The 20,060-nt window shown below is 58.7% G+C and carries 19 protein-coding genes; 8 read left to right on the top strand and 11 right to left on the bottom strand.

All coding sequences use genetic code 11. From position 1 onward, the window contains the following. Positions 1 to 43: 43 nt before the first annotated feature. The 7 genes from ACHEXK_RS01810 to ACHEXK_RS01780 form a co-directional block, all read right to left on the bottom strand. On the bottom strand, positions 44 to 754 hold the full coding sequence (locus ACHEXK_RS01810) for an ABC transporter ATP-binding protein (RefSeq protein WP_416547545.1): 711 nt from the start codon (positions 752 to 754) through the stop codon (positions 44 to 46). Further along, positions 751 to 1,527: an ABC transporter ATP-binding protein gene (locus tag ACHEXK_RS01805; protein WP_416547544.1), complete on the bottom strand. Its 777-nt coding sequence runs from the start codon at positions 1,525 to 1,527 to the stop codon at positions 751 to 753. The genes ACHEXK_RS01810 and ACHEXK_RS01805 overlap by 4 nt, the downstream gene beginning before the upstream one ends. Beyond that, positions 1,524 to 2,501: a branched-chain amino acid ABC transporter permease gene (locus ACHEXK_RS01800; RefSeq protein ID WP_416547543.1), complete on the bottom strand. Its 978-nt coding sequence runs from the start codon at positions 2,499 to 2,501 to the stop codon at positions 1,524 to 1,526. Before ACHEXK_RS01800 ends, ACHEXK_RS01805 begins: the two co-directional genes overlap by 4 nt. Then, positions 2,498 to 3,370: a branched-chain amino acid ABC transporter permease gene (locus ACHEXK_RS01795; protein WP_416547542.1), complete on the bottom strand. Its 873-nt coding sequence runs from the start codon at positions 3,368 to 3,370 to the stop codon at positions 2,498 to 2,500. The genes ACHEXK_RS01800 and ACHEXK_RS01795 overlap by 4 nt, the downstream gene beginning before the upstream one ends. A gap of 24 nt (positions 3,371 to 3,394) precedes the next feature. After that, a complete protein-coding gene (locus tag ACHEXK_RS01790; RefSeq protein WP_416547541.1) occupies positions 3,395 to 4,597 on the bottom strand; it encodes an ABC transporter substrate-binding protein in 1,203 nt (400 codons plus the stop codon). 20 nt (positions 4,598 to 4,617) lie between these two features. Next, positions 4,618 to 5,421, bottom strand: coding sequence for a GntR family transcriptional regulator (locus tag ACHEXK_RS01785; RefSeq protein WP_416547540.1), 804 nt, complete (start codon positions 5,419 to 5,421; stop codon positions 4,618 to 4,620). Between the two features lie 141 nt (positions 5,422 to 5,562). After that, positions 5,563 to 7,134 (bottom strand): fatty acyl-CoA synthetase, encoded by a 1,572-nt coding sequence (locus ACHEXK_RS01780; protein WP_416547539.1) that lies wholly within the window; start codon positions 7,132 to 7,134, stop codon positions 5,563 to 5,565. A gap of 60 nt (positions 7,135 to 7,194) precedes the next feature. On the opposite strand from ACHEXK_RS01780, the gene ACHEXK_RS01775 reads away from it, so the two are divergent. Further along, a complete protein-coding gene (locus ACHEXK_RS01775) occupies positions 7,195 to 7,779 on the top strand; it encodes a DUF2889 domain-containing protein (protein ID WP_416547538.1) in 585 nt (194 codons plus the stop codon). 162 nt (positions 7,780 to 7,941) lie between these two features. Further along, the gene (miaB, locus tag ACHEXK_RS01770) at positions 7,942 to 9,279 is read left to right on the top strand and encodes a tRNA (N6-isopentenyl adenosine(37)-C2)-methylthiotransferase MiaB (RefSeq protein ID WP_416547537.1); all 1,338 of its coding nucleotides are present in this window, start codon (positions 7,942 to 7,944) and stop codon (positions 9,277 to 9,279) included. A gap of 40 nt (positions 9,280 to 9,319) precedes the next feature. On the opposite strand, the gene ACHEXK_RS01765 is transcribed toward miaB, so the two are convergent. Both ACHEXK_RS01765 and ffh read right to left on the bottom strand, forming a co-directional pair. Beyond that, entirely contained in the window at positions 9,320 to 9,712 is a 393-nt protein-coding gene (locus ACHEXK_RS01765) for a gamma-glutamylcyclotransferase family protein (RefSeq protein ID WP_416547536.1), read from the bottom strand. A gap of 20 nt (positions 9,713 to 9,732) precedes the next feature. Further along, entirely contained in the window at positions 9,733 to 11,118 is a 1,386-nt protein-coding gene (ffh, locus tag ACHEXK_RS01760; RefSeq protein ID WP_416547535.1) for a signal recognition particle protein, read from the bottom strand. Between the two features lie 104 nt (positions 11,119 to 11,222). Between ffh and ACHEXK_RS01755 the strand changes: the two genes are divergently transcribed. The 6 genes from ACHEXK_RS01755 to ACHEXK_RS01730 all read left to right on the top strand — a co-directional run bounded on the left by ACHEXK_RS01755 (position 11,223) and on the right by ACHEXK_RS01730 (position 18,153). Continuing rightward, positions 11,223 to 11,999, top strand: a complete 777-nt coding sequence (locus ACHEXK_RS01755) for a cytochrome C assembly family protein (protein WP_416547534.1) — start codon at positions 11,223 to 11,225, stop codon at positions 11,997 to 11,999. Further along, positions 11,996 to 12,229 (top strand): PP0621 family protein, encoded by a 234-nt coding sequence (locus tag ACHEXK_RS01750; RefSeq protein WP_416547533.1) that lies wholly within the window; start codon positions 11,996 to 11,998, stop codon positions 12,227 to 12,229. The genes ACHEXK_RS01755 and ACHEXK_RS01750 overlap by 4 nt, the downstream gene beginning before the upstream one ends. Positions 12,230 to 12,246: 17 nt before the next feature. After that, positions 12,247 to 12,834: a 1,6-anhydro-N-acetylmuramyl-L-alanine amidase AmpD gene (gene ampD / locus ACHEXK_RS01745; RefSeq protein ID WP_416547532.1), complete on the top strand. Its 588-nt coding sequence runs from the start codon at positions 12,247 to 12,249 to the stop codon at positions 12,832 to 12,834. A gap of 409 nt (positions 12,835 to 13,243) precedes the next feature. Beyond that, a complete protein-coding gene (locus tag ACHEXK_RS01740) occupies positions 13,244 to 16,150 on the top strand; it encodes a ribonucleoside-diphosphate reductase subunit alpha (RefSeq protein WP_416547531.1) in 2,907 nt (968 codons plus the stop codon). Between the two features lie 140 nt (positions 16,151 to 16,290). Continuing rightward, the gene (locus ACHEXK_RS01735) at positions 16,291 to 17,418 is read left to right on the top strand and encodes a ribonucleotide-diphosphate reductase subunit beta (protein ID WP_416547530.1); all 1,128 of its coding nucleotides are present in this window, start codon (positions 16,291 to 16,293) and stop codon (positions 17,416 to 17,418) included. Between the two features lie 192 nt (positions 17,419 to 17,610). Beyond that, entirely contained in the window at positions 17,611 to 18,153 is a 543-nt protein-coding gene (locus ACHEXK_RS01730) for a histone H1-like repetitive region-containing protein (protein WP_416548817.1), read from the top strand. A gap of 105 nt (positions 18,154 to 18,258) precedes the next feature. On the opposite strand, the gene ACHEXK_RS01725 is transcribed toward ACHEXK_RS01730, so the two are convergent. Continuing rightward, the gene (locus ACHEXK_RS01725; RefSeq protein WP_416547529.1) at positions 18,259 to 19,116 is read right to left on the bottom strand and encodes a zinc-ribbon and DUF3426 domain-containing protein; all 858 of its coding nucleotides are present in this window, start codon (positions 19,114 to 19,116) and stop codon (positions 18,259 to 18,261) included. A 35-nt stretch (positions 19,117 to 19,151) separates the two neighbouring features. Then, positions 19,152 to 20,057: a 50S ribosomal protein L11 methyltransferase gene (prmA, locus tag ACHEXK_RS01720; protein WP_416547528.1), complete on the bottom strand. Its 906-nt coding sequence runs from the start codon at positions 20,055 to 20,057 to the stop codon at positions 19,152 to 19,154. Positions 20,058 to 20,060: the final 3 nt, after the last annotated feature.

Here is a 20,060-nt window from a genome sequence, read left to right as displayed (position 1 = left end):
AATCGGGTCCCTGTGCCCATGGGCCAAGGCAACCCGAGGGCGTTCACATGCCCAAATAGGCTTGTCTCAGCGTGTCACTGGCCAGCAAGTCGGCGGGTGTGCCAGAAAAACGGATCTGGCCGTTTTCCATCACATAAGCACGGTCGGCGATGTCCAGCGACTGGCCCACGTTTTGCTCCACCAGCAAGATGGCCAAGCCGCTGCTGCGCAGCTGCGAGATCAGGCCAAACATCTCTTCCACCAACAGGGGTGACAAACCCAGCGAGGGCTCGTCCAGAATCAGCAAACGCGGCTCGGCCATCAGGCCCCGGCCAATGGCCAGCATCTGCTGCTCGCCACCGCTCAAGGTGCCCGCCAACTGGGCCACACGCTCTTGGAGTCGCGGAAATGTTTCGTAGACCTTGTCCAAGTTTTGCTGCTTGCGCTCACGGCCTCGGGTGAAGGCGCCCAGCTCCAGGTTCTCGTGCACGCTCAGGTTGGGGAAAACCTTGCGGCCTTCTGGAACCTGTATCAAGCCCTGCATGACCACCTGGCGCGAGTGCAGACCCGTGATGTCCTGTCCGTCAAACCCCACTCGTCCCCCACGCGTGGCCACCAAGCCGCTGAGCGTGAGGTTGAGGGTGGTCTTTCCAGCGCCGTTGCTGCCGAGCAGCGCCACCAGCTCACCGGGCATGACCTGCAGGTCCACACCCCGCAAGACCTCGACCACACCGTAGCCGGATTTGAGGCCCTGCACATTCAACAACGCGCTCATGCCTGAACCTCCTGCGCTGCTTTGGCTTGGGCTGCGTTCTTTTGCAAACGTTCGGCCGTGCCGTGGCCCAGATAAGCCTCCACCACGGCTTTGTTGTTCGTCACTTCGGCAGGTGTGCCTTGGGCGATCAGCTGCCCCTGCGCCAGCACCCACACCTCTTGCGCCAGGCTCATCACCGCTTGCATGACGTGCTCGATCATCAGCACGGTCACGCCGCTTTGGGCAATGCCTTGAACCACCGGAATCATCTCGGCAATTTCTTGGGGGTTCAGGCCTGCCAACACCTCGTCGAGCAGCAGCAAGCGGGGTCGTGTGGCCAGGGCACGCGCCAGCTCCAGCCGCTTGCGCCCCGCCACCGTCAGGTCGCTGGCCAGTTTGTCGAGCTGAGGCATCAGGCCCACTTGGCTTGCCACCGATTCGGCAAATTCCAAAGCTTGGGCGCGACGCGGCAAATGCAGATGCGCCCCCACCGCGATGTTTTCACGCACCGTTTGTGCGGCAAAAGGCTGCACGATCTGGAAGGTGCGTGTCAGGCCCATGCGGGCGTTCAGGTGCGGGGGCTGGCCGGTGATGTCTTGGCCAGCAAACACCACACGGCCCGTGTCCGGCGTCAAAAAGCCCGACATGAGCGCGAACAAGGTGGTCTTGCCTGCGCCGTTGGGGCCAATCAAGGCGCTCAAGCGCCCTTCGGTCACCGACAGGCTGACGTTTTGCACGGCCTTCAAGCCACCAAAGGACTTGCCCACGCCCTCGATTTGCAGCAGCGTGCTCATGATTTGTCTCCATCCGACTTGCTGCCACGCAACCACTGCAGCGGCGTGATGGCGCCCAGCCCCGCAATACCGCGCGGCAAGAACATCACGATCATGATCAGCACCACGCCATAAATGACCATGTTGATACCGGGCAGCTGACCGAACAAATTGCGCGTCACATCGGCCAGGATGTGCAGACTCACCGCGCCCAAAAGCGGGCCCCACAGTGTGCCCATGCCACCCACAATCGCACCCACCAAGGCCTCGACCGAGGTGTGCGCCCCAAAGGCAATGCCTGGGTCGATGTACTGGAAGACCTGCACATAAAACGCGCCAGCAGCGCCCATCAAACCGCCCGACAAAATGGTGGCGATCAGCTTGACACTGAAGGGGTTCACGCCAATGGCGCGGGCCGCGTCTTCGTTGTCGCGAACCGCTTGCAAGTAAGCGCCAAAACGAGAGTGGCGCAGCCAAGCGGTGATGCACAGCGCCAGAGCGACCAGGCCCAGCATGAGCCAGATGAAACCGGCGCGGCTGCCAAACTGCATGTTGGCGGCCGACTCTTTGAGCGGCAGCATCAGGCCCACACCCGCACCGGTGAAAGGCACCGAGGTGGCCAAAATGCGGAACACCTCGGCAAAAGCCAGCGTGACCAGCGCGAAATAAGAACCCTTGAGGCCATAACGGAACGAGGCCGCACCCACAAAAGCGCCCACGCCTGCCGCAAAAGCCATGGCCAGCGGCAAAGCCACCCAGGGGCTCAGGCCCCACTGCATTTGTGCGATGGCCTGCACATAAGCGCCCGTGCCAAAAAACAGCGCATGGCCAAAAGAAAACTGCCCCCCAAAACCGCCCAGCACGTTCCAGGCTTGCGAAAGCAGGCAGGCGTACAAAGACGTCATGACGAAATTGAGCATCACGCCCGAATCGGTGAACAAGGGCACCGCCCCCACCAGCAGCACAAACAGTGCGATGTGGCGAAAGTCTTTCATGCCTTCGCTCCAAAAAAGCCTTGCGGCCGCAGCAACAGCACCGCAATGAAAATCACAAAAATGCCCACCTGGCCCAGCGACTCACCCAGCAGCAAACCGCCCAGCGACTCCACCACGCCAATCAGCAAGCCGCCCAGCAAAGCCCCGGCGAAACTGCCCATGCCGCCCAGCACCACGATGGTGAAGGCCACCAGCACAAAACCGTTGCCGACTTGCGGGTTCACGTAATACGCGGGCATCAAAAAGCAAGCCGCTGCGCCCAGACTGGCCAGGCCCAAACCAAAACACATGGCGTAGACATGGTCCACATCAATGCCCATCAAACGTGCGCCTTGCTTTTCTTTGGACACGGCACGGATGGCACGGCCCAAGTCGGTTTTTTGCACGATGAGCAACATAACAGCCGACACCACCAAGGCCCCAGCAAAGGACACCAGCTTGGGCAACGCGATGAAGGCGGGGCCGATCTCGACCGTGGTCAAGGTGTAGGCGGTGTCGATGGTGCGGGTGTCGGACTTGAAGAACAAGAGCGCCAAGTTTTCGAGCACGATGGAAATGCCCAGCGTGACCAGCAAGATGTTTTCATCCTTGCCGTGGCTGGCGCGGTTGATGACACCGCGCTGCAGCGCATAACCCAGCACAAACATGGCCGGCACCATGATGGGCAGGGCCATGTAGGGATCGACCCCGAGCTTTTCCTTGAGCATGTAAACGCCATACAGCGCCACCATCAACGCCGCACCGTGGGCGAAATTGATGATGTGCAACACGCCATAAATGAGCGTGAGGCCCAGCGCGATCAGCGCATACACGGCACCGGTGGTGATGCCGTTGAGCACTGAGGGAAACAGGATGTTGAAGTCCAGCATCGGGGTCTTTCAGATCAACGCCGCTCAGGTCTTCAACGGAAACACAGGCTCGACTTCGCGGTAGTCGCGCGGCACGATCACCTTGATGTCGCCTTTGTAAACCTGGGTCATCAAAGGCTGTGCGCCCATGTTCTGGCCATTGACAAACTGAGTGGGCCCATAGGGCATGATGTGGTTGGCAAACTTGCTGGACGCCAAAGCATCGGTGATGGCGGCGCGGTCTGGCGACTTGGCGCGCTCGATGGCATCGGCCAACAGCATCATGGCGGTGTAAGTCATGAACACCTCATAGCTGAAGAACTGGCCCTGTGCCTCGACACGTTTTTTGAGTTCAGCCGAGCGCTTGTCTTTGGGGTTGAACCAATGGTTGCAGTCGATGATGCCGTTGGCCGCCTCAGGGAATTCCTTGACAAACTTATAACTCGAAGCCGCACCACCGAGCACGGAGTAGATCGCCTTGGGGGTGATCTTTTGCTGCTGCAAAGTGCGCACCAACAAGGCGTATTCGTTGTAGTAGTTGGCCGGAATCAGGATGTCAGGGTTGACCTGCTTGATGCGCAGCGCAATGTTGTTAAAGTCACGCGTGGGGTTGGCGTGCTTGATGATTTCTTTCACTTCGTAGCCATAGCCAGGCAACTCTTTGGCCAGCAAGTTGGCCGTACCGGTGCCAAACAAGGACTCTTCGTGCACGATCATCACCGTGCGGGCAGGCTTGCCTGCGGCAGTGTTCAGGGCGTGCAAGCTGGCCACAGCCACTTCAGCGCACTTCTTGTAGCCAGGACCAAAGCGGAAGGTGTTTTTCAAGCCGCGCTCGACAATCTGGTCGGCCACGCCGACATCGACCACGTGGGGCAAGTTGTATTTGGCTGCCGCCTGCGTGGTGGCCAAGCAAATGGCCGAGGCGAAAGCACCCACCACAGCGCTCACGCCCGCTTCGTTCATTTTCTCAATTTCGGCCGTTCCCGCTTGAGGACTGGACTGCGCGTCGCCCAGCATGGCTTCGATCTTGGCGCCACCCAGCGACTTGATGCCGCCGGCCTTGTTGATGTCATCGATCGCCATCAAAGCACCCAAGCGGCATTGCTGGCCCGAGTAGGCCAAAGCACCGGTGACGGGGTGCAAAACACCCACTTTGATGGGTTTGGGTTGAGCCCCACCCACCAAGGGAAACGCGAGGGCAGAGGCCGCAGCTGCGGACTGGCCCATGAAAGTGCGACGTGAGGTCATGAAAACATCCTTTATGTAGGTCAATGAAAGTTGGCGGACAGCTCTTGGCTTACCCACACCTTGGCGTCGATGCTGCCAACGCGGGATAACTGCATCTGGTATTCGTACCGGTCCGGTCGGTACAAGCCATGCAGCCATTGGACGGGACGGTCGTCCTCGTCATAAATCAAACGCCGCACCGCCAACAAGGCCGATCCGACGGACACATCCAAATGCTGGGCCATGCCCACATCGGCCAATCGGGCCGAAATGGTTTGTTCGGCCCGCCCCACCTTGACGCCCGACTCTTCAAGGAGCACCAAAATGGGTTTTTGCGCCAGCTCACGTTTGCCAAAACCCGCCGAAATCGCATCAGGCACCCATGTGGTGATGTGCGACAAAGGGCCTTCGGGCGTGCTGCGCACACGCTCGGCTTTTTGGACCAGCGAGGTGCTGAGCAGCTTGAGCGCAGCCGCCACGTCCACCGGGGCCCGCATGCGCTCGACGCTGAGCACTTTCACCTTGGTGCGCATGCCCATGGTGACCAAGTTCTCCAGCAGTCCGGTCAAACGCGCCTGCTGGCCAGTCGCCATGGTGGAGGCTTGCATCTGCACCTCATGGGCACGCGCCAACACTGGCCGAGTGCCGCGTCCAGGCTCGCGCTGAATCAAGCCCTCTTCAGCCAGCTGAGACAAAGCACGCCGTACGGTGACACGCGCCACGCCAAACTGCTCCATCAGGGTCAACTCCCCCGGCAAGCCATCGTCAAAGCGGCCTTCACGCAATTGCTCGCGCAGCACCAGATAGATCTGGTGGTACTTGGGTAAAGGCAAATGGGCATCCATGACCGCCATCGTGGAACAGTCCCATTGTCCTGTCAATAGGACATTCAAGTCTTATGCATGGAACATTTCATCAGGGATTTCCCTTGGTCAACGCATCGCCGGACCTGGCCTGTCAAACGCCAGAGGGCAAGGCTCCGCATTTCAGCCGTAGCGCACCCTCAAATCCCGCTTGAGCAGTTTGCCGCTCGGATTCTTGGGCAGCGCGTCGGTCAAGATCACACGTTTAGGGCATTTGAATCCGGCCATGAGCTGGGCGCAGTGTGCGATCACGGCCGCCTCGTCCAGGGTCTGCCCAGCCTTGACCACCACCACGGCGGTCACGGCCTCGACCCACTTGGGGTCGGGCAGGCCAATCACCGCCACTTCGCTGACTTGAGGCAAGCGGTAAATCATCTCTTCGACCTCGCGGCTGGCCACGTTTTCGCCGCCGGACTTGATCATGTCCTTCTTGCGGTCGACCACGGTGATGTAACCCTCATCGTCGATCATGCCCAGATCCCCGCTGTGGAACCAGTCGCCCTCAAACGAAGCCTGGGTGCGCTCGTCGTCGTGAAAATAGCCCAGCATCAGGTGCGGCGAGCGGTGCACGATCTCACCCACCTCGCCCACGGCCACATCCTGCAGGGCCTCATTCACCACCCGCGTTTCAACGTTGCGCACCGCTTTACCGCACGAACCCGGTTTGCGCAGCTGGTCGTCTGGGCCAAGCAGGGTGGCCAGCGGCGCAATTTCGGTCTGGCCATACAGGTTCCACAAACGCACCTGTGGCAGTCGCGCCGCCAGTTCTTTGAGCACCTCCACCGGCATGATGGACGCGCCGTAGTAGCCCTTGGCCAGCTTGGCGAGTTTGTCCGCAGCCATCAGCGGTGAACGCAACAGCGCAATCCACACCGTGGGCGGCGCAAAGAAGCTGGTGATGCCAAACTTTTCCAGCATGGGCAGCAGGTTGTCGGGTGTGGGTTTGGACGTGATCACATTGGTGCTGCCCATGTAAATGGCCGGGCCAAAGAACACGTCGAGCTGGGCGCAGTGGTACAGCGGCAGCGCATGCAGGGCCACATCGGCCTCGGCAATTTCGGCGTCGATCACGCAGCTGACGTATTGCCACATCACGGCGTCGTGCGTGAGCTGTGCACCTTTGGGACTCGACTCGGTGCCGCTGGTGTAGACGATCTGCGCCACGTCGTGGCTGCCCAGCTGCACCTCGGCCAGCGCATCCTGGCAGGCGGCCAGTGCGTCAAAGCTGTGCATGCCCGCCACGGGCTGACTGGGGTCCTCGGACGGCAGCCAGATGAATTGCTGCACCTGTGTGTCCAACTTGGATGCAGCCTGCGCCAGCTCAGCCAAGCCACTGTCGGTCGCCAATGTCTGGGCGCCAGCGTGGCGCAAAATGAAGGCCACTTCGTCGGCCTTGAGCATGAAATTGATGGGCACCATGACCGCGCCCCGGCGTGCCAACGCAAAGCGCAGCGCCGCAAAACCATGCGAGTTGCGCGCCAGCACCGCCACCTTGTCGCCCTCGGCCACGCCGATGCGGGACAAGCCTGCCGCCAAGCGGGTGACCAGGGCGTCGAATTCGGCATAGGTCCAGGTGGTGGTACCGCACACGATGCCGGTCTTGGAAGGCAAACGGATCGCCGTGCGGCGCAGGGCATCGGCAATGGTCTGGCGGCGAACAGCGGGATGAATGGCATTGGACTTGATGGCGGTCATCGTGAAGGCTCCTGCATCGATATGATCAGAAGATTGAACACCAGACCCGCGAGATTTCCATTGGCACTTCCACCCCCCTCCCCCCGAAAACTGTCACATACGCGTACCGTGGTGTACCAAGGCTTTGACCGCGAAGACGGCCAGTGGGACATTGAAGCCGAACTGAGCGATGTGAAAACCTATGGTTTTTCGGTGCCCAATGAGCGGCCCTTTGCAGCCAATGAGCCGATCCACGGGCTAAAAATCCGCGTCACGCTCAACAACAAGATGGTGATCCAGGACATCGTCACCGCCATGGACGACATCCCCCACCCTGAATGCGCGGGCGCACCGCACAGCATGCACACACTGATTGGCCAAACCATGGGTCCGGGCTGGCGCAAGGTCATCAACGAACACATCGGCGGCACCCAGGGTTGCACCCACCTGCGCGAGCTGCTGTTCAACATGGCCACTGCCGCCTACCAGACCCTGCCCGCAGGCCAATGGCACCGCCGCGAACTGGCCGGCAAGCCCCAGCCCGAAGTGACGAAACCGCCCTACCACCTGGGCCAATGCCACAGCTGGGCCTATGACAGCCCGACGGTGCAAAGGGCGTATCCGATGTTTTTCAAGCCGAAGGCGATTGAGAACACCGGAAACTGAGCTGGCGCTCGCCTGCGATAATCTGTCCCTTCCAAAGCGCATCTGCGCTTGTCTTTTTCACAGCCTCTGGATCTACACCATGAACCGCTGCACTTTGGCCCCTCGCGGGCGTGCTTTGCTTTGCCTTGACTGCATCCCCTCCCTCCATGTCGTGGAGGCCGCATGAGCAAGAAGGTCTTCATCAAAACCTTTGGCTGCCAGATGAACGAGTACGACTCGGACAAGATGGCCGATGTGCTGGGCGCGGCCCAGGGCTACGAGCCCACACAAGATGTTGACGAGGCCGATTTGATTTTGTTCAACACCTGCTCGGTGCGCGAGAAGGCACAAGAAAAAGTATTCAGCGATCTGGGCCGGGTACAGCACCTGAAAGCCAAGGGTGTGCTGATTGGCGTGGGCGGCTGCGTGGCCAGCCAAGAAGGTGCCGAGATCATCAAGCGCGCACCGTATGTGGACGTGGTGTTTGGCCCGCAAACCCTGCACCGCCTGCCCGAGTTGCTCGCCGAGCGCGAGCGCAAGCAGCGCCCGCAGGTGGACATCAGCTTCCCCGAGATTGAAAAATTTGACCACCTGCCCCCCGCCAAGGTGGAAGGCGCCACCGCCTTTGTGTCGATCATGGAAGGTTGCAGCAAGTACTGCAGCTATTGCGTGGTGCCCTACACCCGGGGCGAAGAAGTGTCGCGCCCCTTTGACGATGTGCTGGTCGAGGTGGCGGGCCTGGCCGCGCAGGGCGTGAAAGAGATCACGCTGCTGGGCCAAAACGTGAACGCTTACCGGGGCAAAATGGGCGGCACCTCCGACATTGCCGACTTTGCGCTGTTGCTGGAGTACGTGGCCGACATGCCAGGCATCGAGCGCATCCGCTACGTGACCAGCCACCCCAACGAGTTCACCCAGCGCTTGATTGACGCTTATGAAAAGATCCCCAAACTGGTGAGCCACCTCCACTTGCCGGTGCAGCACGGCTCGGACCGCATCTTGATGGCCATGAAGCGCGGTTACACCGCCATGGAATACAAGAGCACGATCCGCAAGCTGCGGGCGATTCGCCCCGACATGTCGCTCAGCAGCGACTTCATCGTGGGCTTCCCGGGCGAGACCGAGGACGACTTCCACAAGATGATGAAGCTGATCACCGATGTGGGTTTTGACACGAGTTTCAGCTTCATCTTCAGCCCCCGCCCCGGTACGCCTGCAGCCAACCTGCACGACGACACGCCACACGCCGAAAAATTGCGCCGCCTGCACCACCTGCAAGCCACCATCGAAGAGAACGTGCAGCGCATCGGCGAGAGCCGCGTGGGCACCGTGCAACGCATTTTGGTGGAGCGCCCTTCACGCAAGGACGCCACCGAGCTGGCAGGCCGAACCGAGTGCAACCGGGTGGTGAACTTCCCAGGCGGCCCCCACATGGACCGCCTGATCGGTCAGATGGCGGATGTGCGCATCACCCAAGGCCTGTCTCACTCGCTGCGCGGCGAATTGGTGATCAAGGGTTGAGGCCGGCGTGTCGGGGCCGAAGCGGCCGACCTGAAAACCATCAGGATTCGCGGCCCACTTCGCGGATGTAGCGGCGGTAGTCACCGTGCGCGATGGGCGTATAGCCGTCTACCGGGCGGTTGTACACATAGGTCTGCACCGACTGCCCTTGCAGCGGGCCGCTGAGCACGGTGACGGCTTCGCGCCAGTATTGCGAAGCCTCGCGGTCGCCTCGCACCATGCCTTCCACCCGATCCAATCGGACCAAGTGCGCGTCATCCACCTCATAGAGTTCGCCCGTGACGGACCCTGCACCCGCCAGCAAACCCGGAAAACGCCCCACATCCACCAAGCGACCCGGCACGAGGGCTGCGCCCACAAAACGCGCCCCCCGCATTTCAGCTTGCAATCGGAGTCCGGGCAACAAAGTGCCGTATATGAACAAAATCGTCATCGTCGGATGGCCTACCCTGCTCAACGTGGCATACCGGGAAAGCCCCCGCCGCCGCCCATCATGCCCTTCATGGCCCCCATGCGTTTCATCATTTTCATCATGCCGCCGCCCGACATTTTTTTCATCATGTCTTGCATTTGCTCAAACTCCTTGAGCATGCGGTTGACGTCTTGCACCTGAACGCCCGCGCCCGCGGCGATGCGGCGTTTGCGGGTGGCTTTGATGAGTTCGGGTTTTTTGCGCTCTTGCGGCGTCATGCTGTGGATGATGCCCTGCTTGCGGCCAATGTCCTTTTCGACCTTGTCCATGTCCATCGATCCCGCTTTGGCCGTGAGTTGGCTGGGCAACTTGTCCATCAGGCTGGACAGGCCGCCCATTTGCTTCATCTGCTGGATCTGGGCCAAAAAGTCGTTCAGATCAAACCCACCACCGCTCTTGACCTTGGCGGCCAGCTTTTGCGCGGCCTCCATGTCCACGCCCGCAGTGACCTGCTCAACCAAAGCCACGATGTCACCCATGCCCAGCACCCGGCCCGCATGGCGCTCGGCATCGAACACTTCCAGACCATCAATCTTCTCGCTGGTGCCCGCAAATTTGATGGGCACACCCGTGATCTGGCGCACCGACAGAGCGGCACCACCGCGTGAGTCGCCATCGAGTTTGGTGAGCACAATGCCGGTCAACGGCAAAGCGTCACTGAAAGCCTTGGCGGTGTTGGCCGCGTCCTGGCCCTGCATGGCATCCACCACAAACAGGGTTTCGACGGGCTTGAGTTCGGCGTGCAGCGCCTTGATTTCGGCCATCAGGGCTTCGTCAATCGCCAAACGACCTGCGGTGTCGACCAGCAGCACATCAAAGAAGTGCTTGCGGGCGTAATCGATGGCGGCGCGGGCAATGTCAATCGGCTTTTGCTCAGGCGAACTGGGGAACCATTCGGCGCCCGCTTGCGCGGTCACGGTCTTGAGCTGTTCAATGGCTGCAGGGCGGTACACGTCACCCGAGACGGTGAGCACTTTTTTCTTGCGCTTTTCAATCAGGTGTTTGGCCAGCTTGGCGGTGGTGGTGGTTTTACCGGCACCTTGCAAACCGGCCATCAGGATCACGGCGGGCGGCTGCGCGGCCAGGTTGATGTCCGACACGCCCTCGCCCATGGTGGCGGCCAATTCGCGGTTGACCACACCCACCAGAGCCTGGCCGGGCTTGAGTGAGCCCATGACTTCCTGGCCCAGGGCTTTGTCTTTCACCCGGGCAATGAAATCGCGCACCACCGGCAGGGCCACGTCGGCTTCGAGCAGCGCCATGCGCACTTCGCGCAGCATGTCGGCCACGTTCGATTCGGTGATGCGGGCCTGTCCGCTGAGGGTCTTGACGAGGCGTGAGAGTTTGTCGGTCAGGGCGGAGGCCATGGGAAAATCCAGCTAATTCATGTCCAGCATGTTGGCGTCGCCCCAGTGGCGGCGCCTGAAAGGCTAAACTCGGTCACATGATTTTAGCGAGTCCCCCATTTTGGATGCTGCCTGCCACTGTGCTGGCGGCATTGGCCTATGGCTTACCCGCCTTGGCGGGAGAGCGCCTGTCCCATGCGCATGCGCGTCGCCTGCTGGGGGTCGCGTGGGTCGCACATGCACTGGCCCTGCTGACTTTGCTGGTTGGCCCGGTGCACTTTGGCTTTGCGCCAGCGATTTCAGTGACCGCTTGGCTGGTGGTGAGCGCTTATATATTAGAGAGTCAGTTTTTCCCCAAATTCAAAGCGCGCTGGGCGATGGGCAGCTTGGGGGCCGTCGCCGTCGTGCTGGCTTGGTTCTTCCCGGGCACGCCCTTGTCAGCGCAAGCCTCTGCTTGGCTGCCTTTGCATTGGGCATTGGGTTTGTCGGCTTACGGCATGTTTGGCGCAGCGGTGGTTCATGCCTGGATGATGACCCGCGCAGAGCGGGACATCCGGCAAGCCCACGACGCCAGCAGTGGCGTGCCACTCCTGACCCTTGAACGGCTCACCTTCCGCTTCGTGCTGGCGGGCTTCGTTTTGCTGACGGCCACCTTGGTTGCCGGGGTCTTGTTTGGTGATGCCCTTTACGGCCAAGGGCAAGGCCACTGGCGCTGGGACCACAAAACCATTTTTGCCTTGCTGTCTTGGCTGACCTTTGCTGTTTTGCTGTGGGGCCGCAGCCAATGGGGCTGGCGAGGCCGCCGGGCCGTGCGGGTGCTCTACATCGGGGCAGGTTTGCTGCTCCTGTCTTATGCAGGCTCCCGATTTGTCATGGAAGTGTTGTTGGGGCGCATGGGATGAAATATTTGCTGATCTTGTTGTTGGTGATGGTGGTCATTTGGGCTGTCAAGCGCGGGCGTAGGCCCCAGTCACCAACGGCTGCAAAACCCCAAGAAACGGCACCTGCCGAGATGATCACTTGCGCCCATTGCGGTATCCACCTGCCACAAGAAGAAGCCGTCTCGGGTCAAAAAGGGCTTTATTGCAGCACCGAGCACCGCACTGCCGCACAAGACCGCAACCCGGTCTAAGTCATTTGCGCATCCCCATGCCCTCTGATACGCCTCCTGCGATTTGGCACCATGGCTGGCACCTACAAGCCCAGCAATTGAAGTCTCCCAATTTTGGACCGCGACCTGTGGCAGCTTGCATCGACTTGATCGTGGTCCATTCGATCAGCTTACCGCCAGGCCACTATGGTGGCGATGCAGTACAACGTTTTTTCACCAACCAGCTCGACTGGGATGCCCACCCTTATTTCCAAAGCATTCGCGGCTTGGAGGTGTCATCCCACTTCTACATCAGGCGCGACGGAACGCTGTGGCAATTTGTCAGCTGCGACGACCGCGCATGGCATGCAGGGGCCTCTCAATACAAAGGCCAAAGCAATTGCAACGACAATTCGATCGGCATTGAACTTGAAGGATTGGAAGGCGATATTTTCGAAGATGCCCAATACCAGACCCTGGCCCGTTTGTGCCAGCAACTGGAGCACCACTACCCTATCGCGCATGTCGCCGGGCATGAACACATTGCGCCTGGACGCAAACTGGACCCCGGTCCCGGCTTTGACTGGCGGCGTCTTCAAAAGATGCTGAACTTTCCGCCGCAAGCCTTTCCTGACCAGAGCGTTTGACCGTCCGTCAAAAAAAAATTTACCTTCCCCCTGCGGGCTGTTCAAACCGCCAGGAGCAGCATGAACCGCAGAACCAACACCCGACGGTTCCCACGCCATCAAGGTGCGCTGCCCTAAAGTGCTTGCCAAGCCAACACTGGCTTGAAATCACAAGCTCAAAACCCATCAAATCAGGCCTTCCAAGGCATTTTTTTAGAACATGAAAACAGGCTTCACGGCCACGTCGTGCAGATTATTTTGACGATGCTGCAAGAAAGTGACAAAACTGCCCAGTACACTACCTGTAGTGGCTTGTGCCGCTGTCAGACACCAGATATAGTGTCTCTTACAAATTTCCACAACTGCACAAAGCGCTGATTTTCGCGCCTCGCACAGGCCCTCAGATCCAATAAAAATCACATCCATCACCATGCAAACAGACCTGAACATTGCCACCTCATCGCCCGCTCTGATGCGCCAGCCAGAAACCACGTCCCATGGCACGCCCAGCCTGCAAGCACTGGCCCACTACCAGATCATTCGCCGCAATGGCGCCGTGGTTCCGTTTGAACCGAACAAAATCGCCGTGGCCCTGATGAAAGCCTTTTTGGCTGTCCATGGGACACAAGGTGCAGCGTCAGCCAGTGTGCGTGAAGTGGTTGAAGAATTGACCCAAAACGTGGTTCGCGCTTTGGTGCGATCACGTCCCGGCGGTGGCACGTTTCACATCGAAGACGTGCAAGACCAAGTTGAACTGGGCCTGATGCGCAGCAGCAACCACGAAGTCGCGCGCGCTTATGTGCTCTACCGTGAGCGCCGCACGCAAGAACGCGCCCAACACCAGCAAGAAGCAGCGCCACAGCCCAGCGCTCCTCCATTGCATGTGATCGATGGTGGTCAACGCGTGGCCCTGGACCTGGATTACCTCAAATCGCTCATGGTCAATGCCTGTGCCGGTTTGGGCAAAGATGTCAGCCCCGAGCCTATCGTGGCTGAAACCATGCGCAACCTGTACGACGGCGTGCCCATGGAAGAGGTCTACAAAGCCTCCATCTTGGCTTCGCGTACCTTGATCGAAAAAGACCCCGATTACACGTATGTGACCGCCCGTTTGCTGATGCACACCATCGCCAAGGAGATTTTGGGCCAAGAAGTTCCGCAAAGCGACATGGGTGAGGCTTACGTCAACTATTTTCCTCAGTTCATCAAAAAGGGCGTGGACAACGACCTGCTGGATGAAAAATTGCTGCAGTTTGATCTGAAACAATTGGCCCAAGCGCTCAAGCCAGAACGCGATCTGCAGTTCGATTACCTGGGCCTGCAGACACTGTATGACCGCTACTTCTTGCATGTGCGCAAAACACGCATCGAAATGCCCCAAGCTTTCTTCATGCGCGTGGCCATGGGCTTGTCGCTCAACGAGATCAACCGAGAAGCCCGCGCCATCGAGTTTTACGAGGTCCTGTCCTCGTTCGACTTCATGTCCTCCACGCCCACCCTGTTCAACAGTGGCACCTTGCGTTCACAGCTGTCGAGTTGCTACCTGACCACCGTACCGGACGACCTGGACGGCATCTACGAATCCATCAAGGAAAACGCCCTGTTGTCCAAATTTGCCGGTGGCTTGGGCAACGACTGGACCCGCGTGCGCGCCATGGGCTCTCACATCAAGGGCACCAACGGCGAATCGCAAGGTGTCGTGCCTTTCCTGAAAGTCGTCAACGACACCGCTGTGGCTGTGAACCAAGGCGGCAAGCGCAAAGGGGCCGTCTGCACTTATTTGGAGACTTGGCACCTGGACATCGAAGAGTTCTTGGAGCTGCGCAAAAACACCGGCGACGATCGCCGCCGCACGCACGACATGAACACGGCCAACTGGATTCCAGATTTGTTCATGCGCCGCGTGATGGAAAAAGGCACTTGGACCCTGTTCTCGCCTTCCGATGTGCCCGATTTGCACGATCTGTTCGGCTTGGCCTTCGAAAAGGCTTATGTGGCTTATGAGCAAAAAGCCGAGCGCGGCGAAATCAAACCGAGCAAAACGGTGCCTGCGACCGACCTGTGGCGCAAGATGCTGTCGATGCTGTTTGAAACCGGCCACCCCTGGATCACCTTCAAAGACCCTTGCAACGTGCGCTCACCCCAGCAGCACGTCGGCGTGGTGCACTCCTCCAACCTGTGCACGGAGATCACGCTCAACACCAGTGACACCGAAACCGCCGTGTGCAACCTGGGATCGGTCAACCTATCCCGGCACTTGAAAGACAGCGGCCAAGGCAAAGTGCTGGACCACGAGAAGCTGAAAAAAACCATCACCATCGCCATGCGCATGCTGGACAACGTGATCGACATCAATTACTACGCCGTCAAAAAGGCCCGCGACTCCAACATGCGCCACCGTCCTGTCGGTCTGGGCTTGATGGGTTTTCAAGACGCCTTGTACGAGATGCGCACACCCTACGCCTCTCAAGCCGCTGTGGAATTTGCGGACCAGTCGATGGAAGCGATTTGCTATTACGCCTACTGGGCATCGACTGAACTGGCCAGAGAACGCGGTCAGTACGCCACCTACAAAGGCTCGCTGTGGGACCAAGGTATCTTGCCTTTGGACACACTGAAATTGCTCGAACGTGAGCGCGGTGGTTATGTCGAAGTGGACCGCTCATCCACCTTAGATTGGGATTCGTTGCGTCAAAAAATCGCCCAAGATGGCATGCGTAACTCCAACTGCGTCGCCATAGCCCCAACCGCCACGATTTCCAACATCATTGGTGTGGACGCCTCCATCGAGCCGTGCTTTGGCAACCTCTCGGTCAAGTCCAACTTGTCGGGCGAGTTCACCGTGATCAACGCCTACCTGGTGCGGGATCTCAAGCGCTTGGGCCTGTGGGACGACGTGATGGTCATGGATCTCAAACACTTTGATGGTTCACTGCGCCCCATCGATCGCGTCCCGCAAGAAATCAAGGCTTTGTACGCCACTGCATTTGAAGTTGAAACCACTTGGTTGGTCGAGGCTGCCGCACGACGTCAAAAATGGATTGACCAAGCCCAGTCGCTCAACATCTACATGGCCGGGGCCTCAGGCAAAAAACTCGATGACACCTACAAGCTCGCTTGGTTGCGCGGCCTGAAAACCACGTATTACTTGCGCACATCCAGCGCCACACAAGTGGAAAAATCCACTGTGAACGCCGGCTCACACAATGCAGTTTCGTCCTCCGGCATGAATCCAGCAGAAGCTGCGGCGGCTGCACAAGCGCCAATGAGCACATCTCCTGCCACCGACGTCAAATTTGTGGCCATTGACGATGTCGGCTGCGAGGCTTGTCAGTGACTTGAAAAGCATTGCACTTTGCTGTGACAAGCCGAGTGCGATGCAATCGCACAACACTTCTCGTGTGTCCGCATCAAAATCGTCAATCGCTTCTTTGAATTTCTCACGCTTGCTTTCATAATTTGAGAACTGGAATATTTATGTTGTCCTGGGACGATCAAGTCAAACCCGCGTCGCCATCTGCGATGCCTTCATTCAACGGCGCTGGTGCACCTGCAGCCTCTGCCGCCGCATCCCCCACAGCGGCGCCACGCCGCATGAATGCCGCCGACAAACGCATCATCAACGGCCAGACCGATGTCAACCAACTGGTCCCGTTCAAATACAAATGGGCTTGGGAAAAATACCTCGCCACTTGCGCCAACCACTGGATGCCGCAAGAAGTGAATATGAACCGCGACATCGCCCTATGGAAAGACCCGAACGGCCTGACGGAGGATGAGCGTCGCATCGTCAAGCGCAACCTCGGCTTCTTTGTCACGGCTGATTCTTTGGCTGCCAACAACATCACGCTGGGAACCTACCGTCACATCACAGCGCCTGAGTGCCGGCAGTTCTTGTTGCGGCAAGCCTTCGAAGAGGCGATCCACACCCATGCGTACCAATACATCGTCGAATCCTTGGGCTTGGACGAGAGCGAAATTTTCAACGCCTACAACGAAGTTAAATCCATCCGCGACAAAGACGAGTTCCTGATCCCGTTCATCAACGTCATCATGGATCCGCACTTCAAGACCGGCACCCAAGAGACTGACCAGACTTTGCTCAAGTCCTTGATCGTGTTTGCTTGCTTGATGGAAGGTTTGTTCTTCTACGTCGGCTTCACGCAAATTTTGGCTCTCGGTCGCCAAAACAAGATGACAGGTGCGGCTGAGCAATACCAGTACATCTTGCGCGATGAATCCATGCACTGCAATTTCGGCATTGACCTGATCAACACCGTCAAGCACGAGAACCCTCAGCTGTGGACGGCCGAGTTCAAAGCTGAAATCAAGGAACTGTTCCTGCATGCGGTCGAATTAGAGTATCGCTATGCAGAAGACACCATGCCGCGTGGCGTCTTGGGCATGAATGCCTCCATGTTCAAAGGCTATTTGCGCTATATCGCCAACCGCCGCGCCACCCAGATCGGTTTGGAGGCACTCTTCCCGAACGAAGAGAATCCATTCCCTTGGATGAGCGAAATGATTGACCTGAAAAAAGAACGCAATTTCTTTGAAACCCGGGTCATTGAGTATCAAACCGGCGGGGCTTTGTCTTGGGACTGATCTTCTGAACACCTCTCGAATGTTCCCTCTTTTCAAGCCACATTCTTCATGGCCTTCGGGCTGTGAGCGATGTGGCTTTTCTGCGTTCATGGTCTTGAGGGCTTCCTCAGTACCATGGATCGCTTTGTGCAATCCAACAAGCACCAAGCGTTCCCTTTCCGTTGAGTTCTCAACTTGATCAAGGAGAAAATCATGGCAACTGCAAAAAAAGTAGCGGCAAAAAAAGCTGCTCCCGCAAAGAAGGCCGTCGCGGCCAAAAAACCTGCTGCTAAGAAAGTAGCCGCAGCCAAGAAGCCTGCTGCTAAGAAAGCCGCTCCAGCCAAAAAAGCTGTTGCTGCCCAAAAGCCAGCAGCTAAAAAAGTAGCCGCCAAAAAGCCAGCAGCCCCCAAAGCTGCCCCAGCTAAAAAAGCAGCGCCCAAAGCCGTCGTCGCTAAAAAGCCAGCAGCCAAAAAAGCCGCTCCAGCCAAAGCCGCCACGAAAGCCGCAGCACCTAAAGCCGCAGCACCTAAAGCCGCAGCAGCCAAAAAGCCAGCAGCCAAAAAAGCCGCTCCAGCTAAAAAAGCCGCGGCCAAGAAAACAGCAGCCAAAAAACCAGCAGCCAAAAAGCCTGCCGTGAAAAAAGCTGCCAAAAAGCCTGCTGCAAAGAAGGCATCCAAAGCACCCGCTGCCCCCGCTGCACAAACAACGCTGAATCCTCAAGCTGCATGGCCGTTTCCTTCGGCCGCCAAGCCCTGAGTCAACATCGTTCGACGCACGGAGCGCAAAGCCCAGCACTGGTCACAGTGTTGGGCTTTTTTTAAGGGTGGTCTTGCCGCTCAGTGAATCGCAGACGGCAAGCGATCAGGGGTAAAAATTGACCAATCGGTAGCCCATGGGTTGTAAACCCTCGACAGGCAGCAGTTGCAATTGGCCACTCCAAACTTGACCAGGCGCCAGGGCTGGGGGCGCATTTTGCTCGCTGGGCCGCAGAACCCTGCGTACCAAGACTTTGTCTTGTGCATCCAGCCAAGTCAGCTCTAATGCCGGCATTTCCAAAGCCTGTGGGGACACGTTGCGCACAGTCCAGAGCAAGGCCAGACCGCCATCACGCGGCGTCATGCTGGAGTTTTCAATGACCACACCATCGCGCACAGCCAACGGCGCCATGTCGCAACCCAAGAGCCGGCAGACCCATGCCACCGGCACGGTCAAGGCTGGCTCTGCCGCCACCAGCTGATGGCGGCCAATGACGACCCATTGGAGCGCCAGGGCCAGCAGCAGACACCCTGACACCAACCAAGGCCACCCAGTCGATGCTTGGGGCGTCAATGCGGGCAACACATCCTCTGTTTCAGCATGAGGGGTGAGCAAATCACCCAAGGGCACACCAAAAACCTCGGACGTTGTCACGGTCTTGATCGGCGTCAAAGGTTGAGGGAAGGTCGCCACGGCTTCTTCAAAAGCCGCCACAGGCGTGTGCTCGACCGGCCTGTCTTCATGTTTGAGCAAATCTTCCAGCGCCAAACGCTCCACTGGAACTTCGGCAGGCACTTCATGAGCGGCGAATTCTGCCTCCACAGGCCAAGGCAGGGCCATGCCCGTGCTGTCGAAAGCGTGGCGGCATTGTCCGCAACGCAACCAGCCTTGGGCAATTTTGAGTTGGTCAGACACCACCTGGTAAGTCACGCCACAAGCTGGGCAGCGGGTGATCCAACTCATGGCTCAGTGACCGTCATGGCAACACTTGCCAGTGTTCAGAAAGGACGGGAGGCTGAGGCTGTCGATGTGGCGGTCATCAATATCCACCCATCCTCGCTGTCGGTCACTTCAAGCGCAAGCCATGGCGCATAAGCCGCCTTGAGTTCGTCCGCCTGTCGCTCCAAAATGCCTGCCAATACCAACGCCCCCCCGGGGGCCACATGTGAACAAAGCAATGGGGCCAAAACCTTGAGGGGAGTGGCCAAGATGTTGGCCAAAACCGTCTGGTACAGGCCCTGAGCTTGGTCGGGTAAACCGGCTTGCAATTGGACGTTGTTGGCTTGGGCGTTGAGCTCAGTGGACGACACCGCTGCATCGTCAATGTCCACAGCGTCAATCTGCTGCGCGCCATACTTGGCCGCTCCAATGGCCAAAATGCCCGAACCACAGCCGTAATCCAGCACCCGCTGGCCATGCACACCGTGCTGAGCAATCCAGCGCAAACACATGCGCGTGGTGGGGTGGGTCCCGGTTCCAAAGGCCAAGCCTGGATCCAAACGGATGATCTGACGCGCTTGTTCAGGCGGCTCGTGCCAAGTGGGCACGATCCAAAAATCAGCAGTGATCTCAACCGGCGCAAACTGTGACTGCGTCAACCGCACCCAATCTTGATCAGCGACCGCCACGACACCCAGCACGAGGCAGCCATCAAAAAAATCTTGCGCCTGCAGCAAGGTGACGGCTTCCTGAGCTGGGGCCTCTTGTGCAAACAAGGCCACCATGCGAGAACGCTGCCAACCGTCTTTGGGCGGCGGCATGCCGGGCTCGCCAAAAAGGGCTTGCTCGGCAGGCGTTTGGGCATCGGCATCCTCGACCGACACACTCAAAGCATCCAGGGCGTCGAGCGCGTCGCTCAACAGGTCAACCCGGTCTTCGGGACACAGCAAGCTCAGTTCAAACATAGG

Origin of the sequence: Limnohabitans sp. DCL3 (assembly GCF_048019295.1) — a bacterium.
Lineage (GTDB): Bacteria > Pseudomonadota > Gammaproteobacteria > Burkholderiales > Burkholderiaceae_C > Limnohabitans_A.
Note: the sequence above shows the minus strand (reverse complement) of the source record. Positions and strands in the feature narration are given on the sequence as shown.

What these genes read in the sequence shown, in the direction of transcription:
- ACHEXK_RS01810 (WP_416547545.1), bottom strand. Translation starts at nt 754, where the DNA reads ATGAGCGCGTTGTTGAATGTGCAGGGCCTCAAATCCGGCTACGGTGTG.
- ACHEXK_RS01805 (WP_416547544.1), bottom strand. Translation starts at nt 1,527, where the DNA reads ATGAGCACGCTGCTGCAAATCGAGGGCGTGGGCAAGTCCTTTGGTGGC.
- ACHEXK_RS01800 (WP_416547543.1), bottom strand. Translation starts at nt 2,501, where the DNA reads ATGAAAGACTTTCGCCACATCGCACTGTTTGTGCTGCTGGTGGGGGCG.
- ACHEXK_RS01795 (WP_416547542.1), bottom strand. Translation starts at nt 3,370, where the DNA reads ATGCTGGACTTCAACATCCTGTTTCCCTCAGTGCTCAACGGCATCACC.
- ACHEXK_RS01790 (WP_416547541.1), bottom strand. Translation starts at nt 4,597, where the DNA reads ATGACCTCACGTCGCACTTTCATGGGCCAGTCCGCAGCTGCGGCCTCT.
- ACHEXK_RS01785 (WP_416547540.1), bottom strand. Translation starts at nt 5,421, where the DNA reads ATGGATGCCCATTTGCCTTTACCCAAGTACCACCAGATCTATCTGGTG.
- ACHEXK_RS01780 (WP_416547539.1), bottom strand. Translation starts at nt 7,134, where the DNA reads ATGACCGCCATCAAGTCCAATGCCATTCATCCCGCTGTTCGCCGCCAG.
- miaB (WP_416547537.1), top strand. Translation starts at nt 7,942, where the DNA reads ATGAGCAAGAAGGTCTTCATCAAAACCTTTGGCTGCCAGATGAACGAG.
- ACHEXK_RS01765 (WP_416547536.1), bottom strand. Translation starts at nt 9,712, where the DNA reads ATGACGATTTTGTTCATATACGGCACTTTGTTGCCCGGACTCCGATTG.
- ffh (WP_416547535.1), bottom strand. Translation starts at nt 11,118, where the DNA reads ATGGCCTCCGCCCTGACCGACAAACTCTCACGCCTCGTCAAGACCCTC.
- ACHEXK_RS01755 (WP_416547534.1), top strand. Translation starts at nt 11,223, where the DNA reads ATGCTGCCTGCCACTGTGCTGGCGGCATTGGCCTATGGCTTACCCGCC.
- ACHEXK_RS01750 (WP_416547533.1), top strand. Translation starts at nt 11,996, where the DNA reads ATGAAATATTTGCTGATCTTGTTGTTGGTGATGGTGGTCATTTGGGCT.
- ampD (WP_416547532.1), top strand. Translation starts at nt 12,247, where the DNA reads ATGCCCTCTGATACGCCTCCTGCGATTTGGCACCATGGCTGGCACCTA.
- ACHEXK_RS01740 (WP_416547531.1), top strand. Translation starts at nt 13,244, where the DNA reads ATGCAAACAGACCTGAACATTGCCACCTCATCGCCCGCTCTGATGCGC.
- ACHEXK_RS01735 (WP_416547530.1), top strand. Translation starts at nt 16,291, where the DNA reads ATGTTGTCCTGGGACGATCAAGTCAAACCCGCGTCGCCATCTGCGATG.
- ACHEXK_RS01730 (WP_416548817.1), top strand. Translation starts at nt 17,611, where the DNA reads ATGGCAACTGCAAAAAAAGTAGCGGCAAAAAAAGCTGCTCCCGCAAAG.
- ACHEXK_RS01725 (WP_416547529.1), bottom strand. Translation starts at nt 19,116, where the DNA reads ATGAGTTGGATCACCCGCTGCCCAGCTTGTGGCGTGACTTACCAGGTG.
- prmA (WP_416547528.1), bottom strand. Translation starts at nt 20,057, where the DNA reads ATGTTTGAACTGAGCTTGCTGTGTCCCGAAGACCGGGTTGACCTGTTG.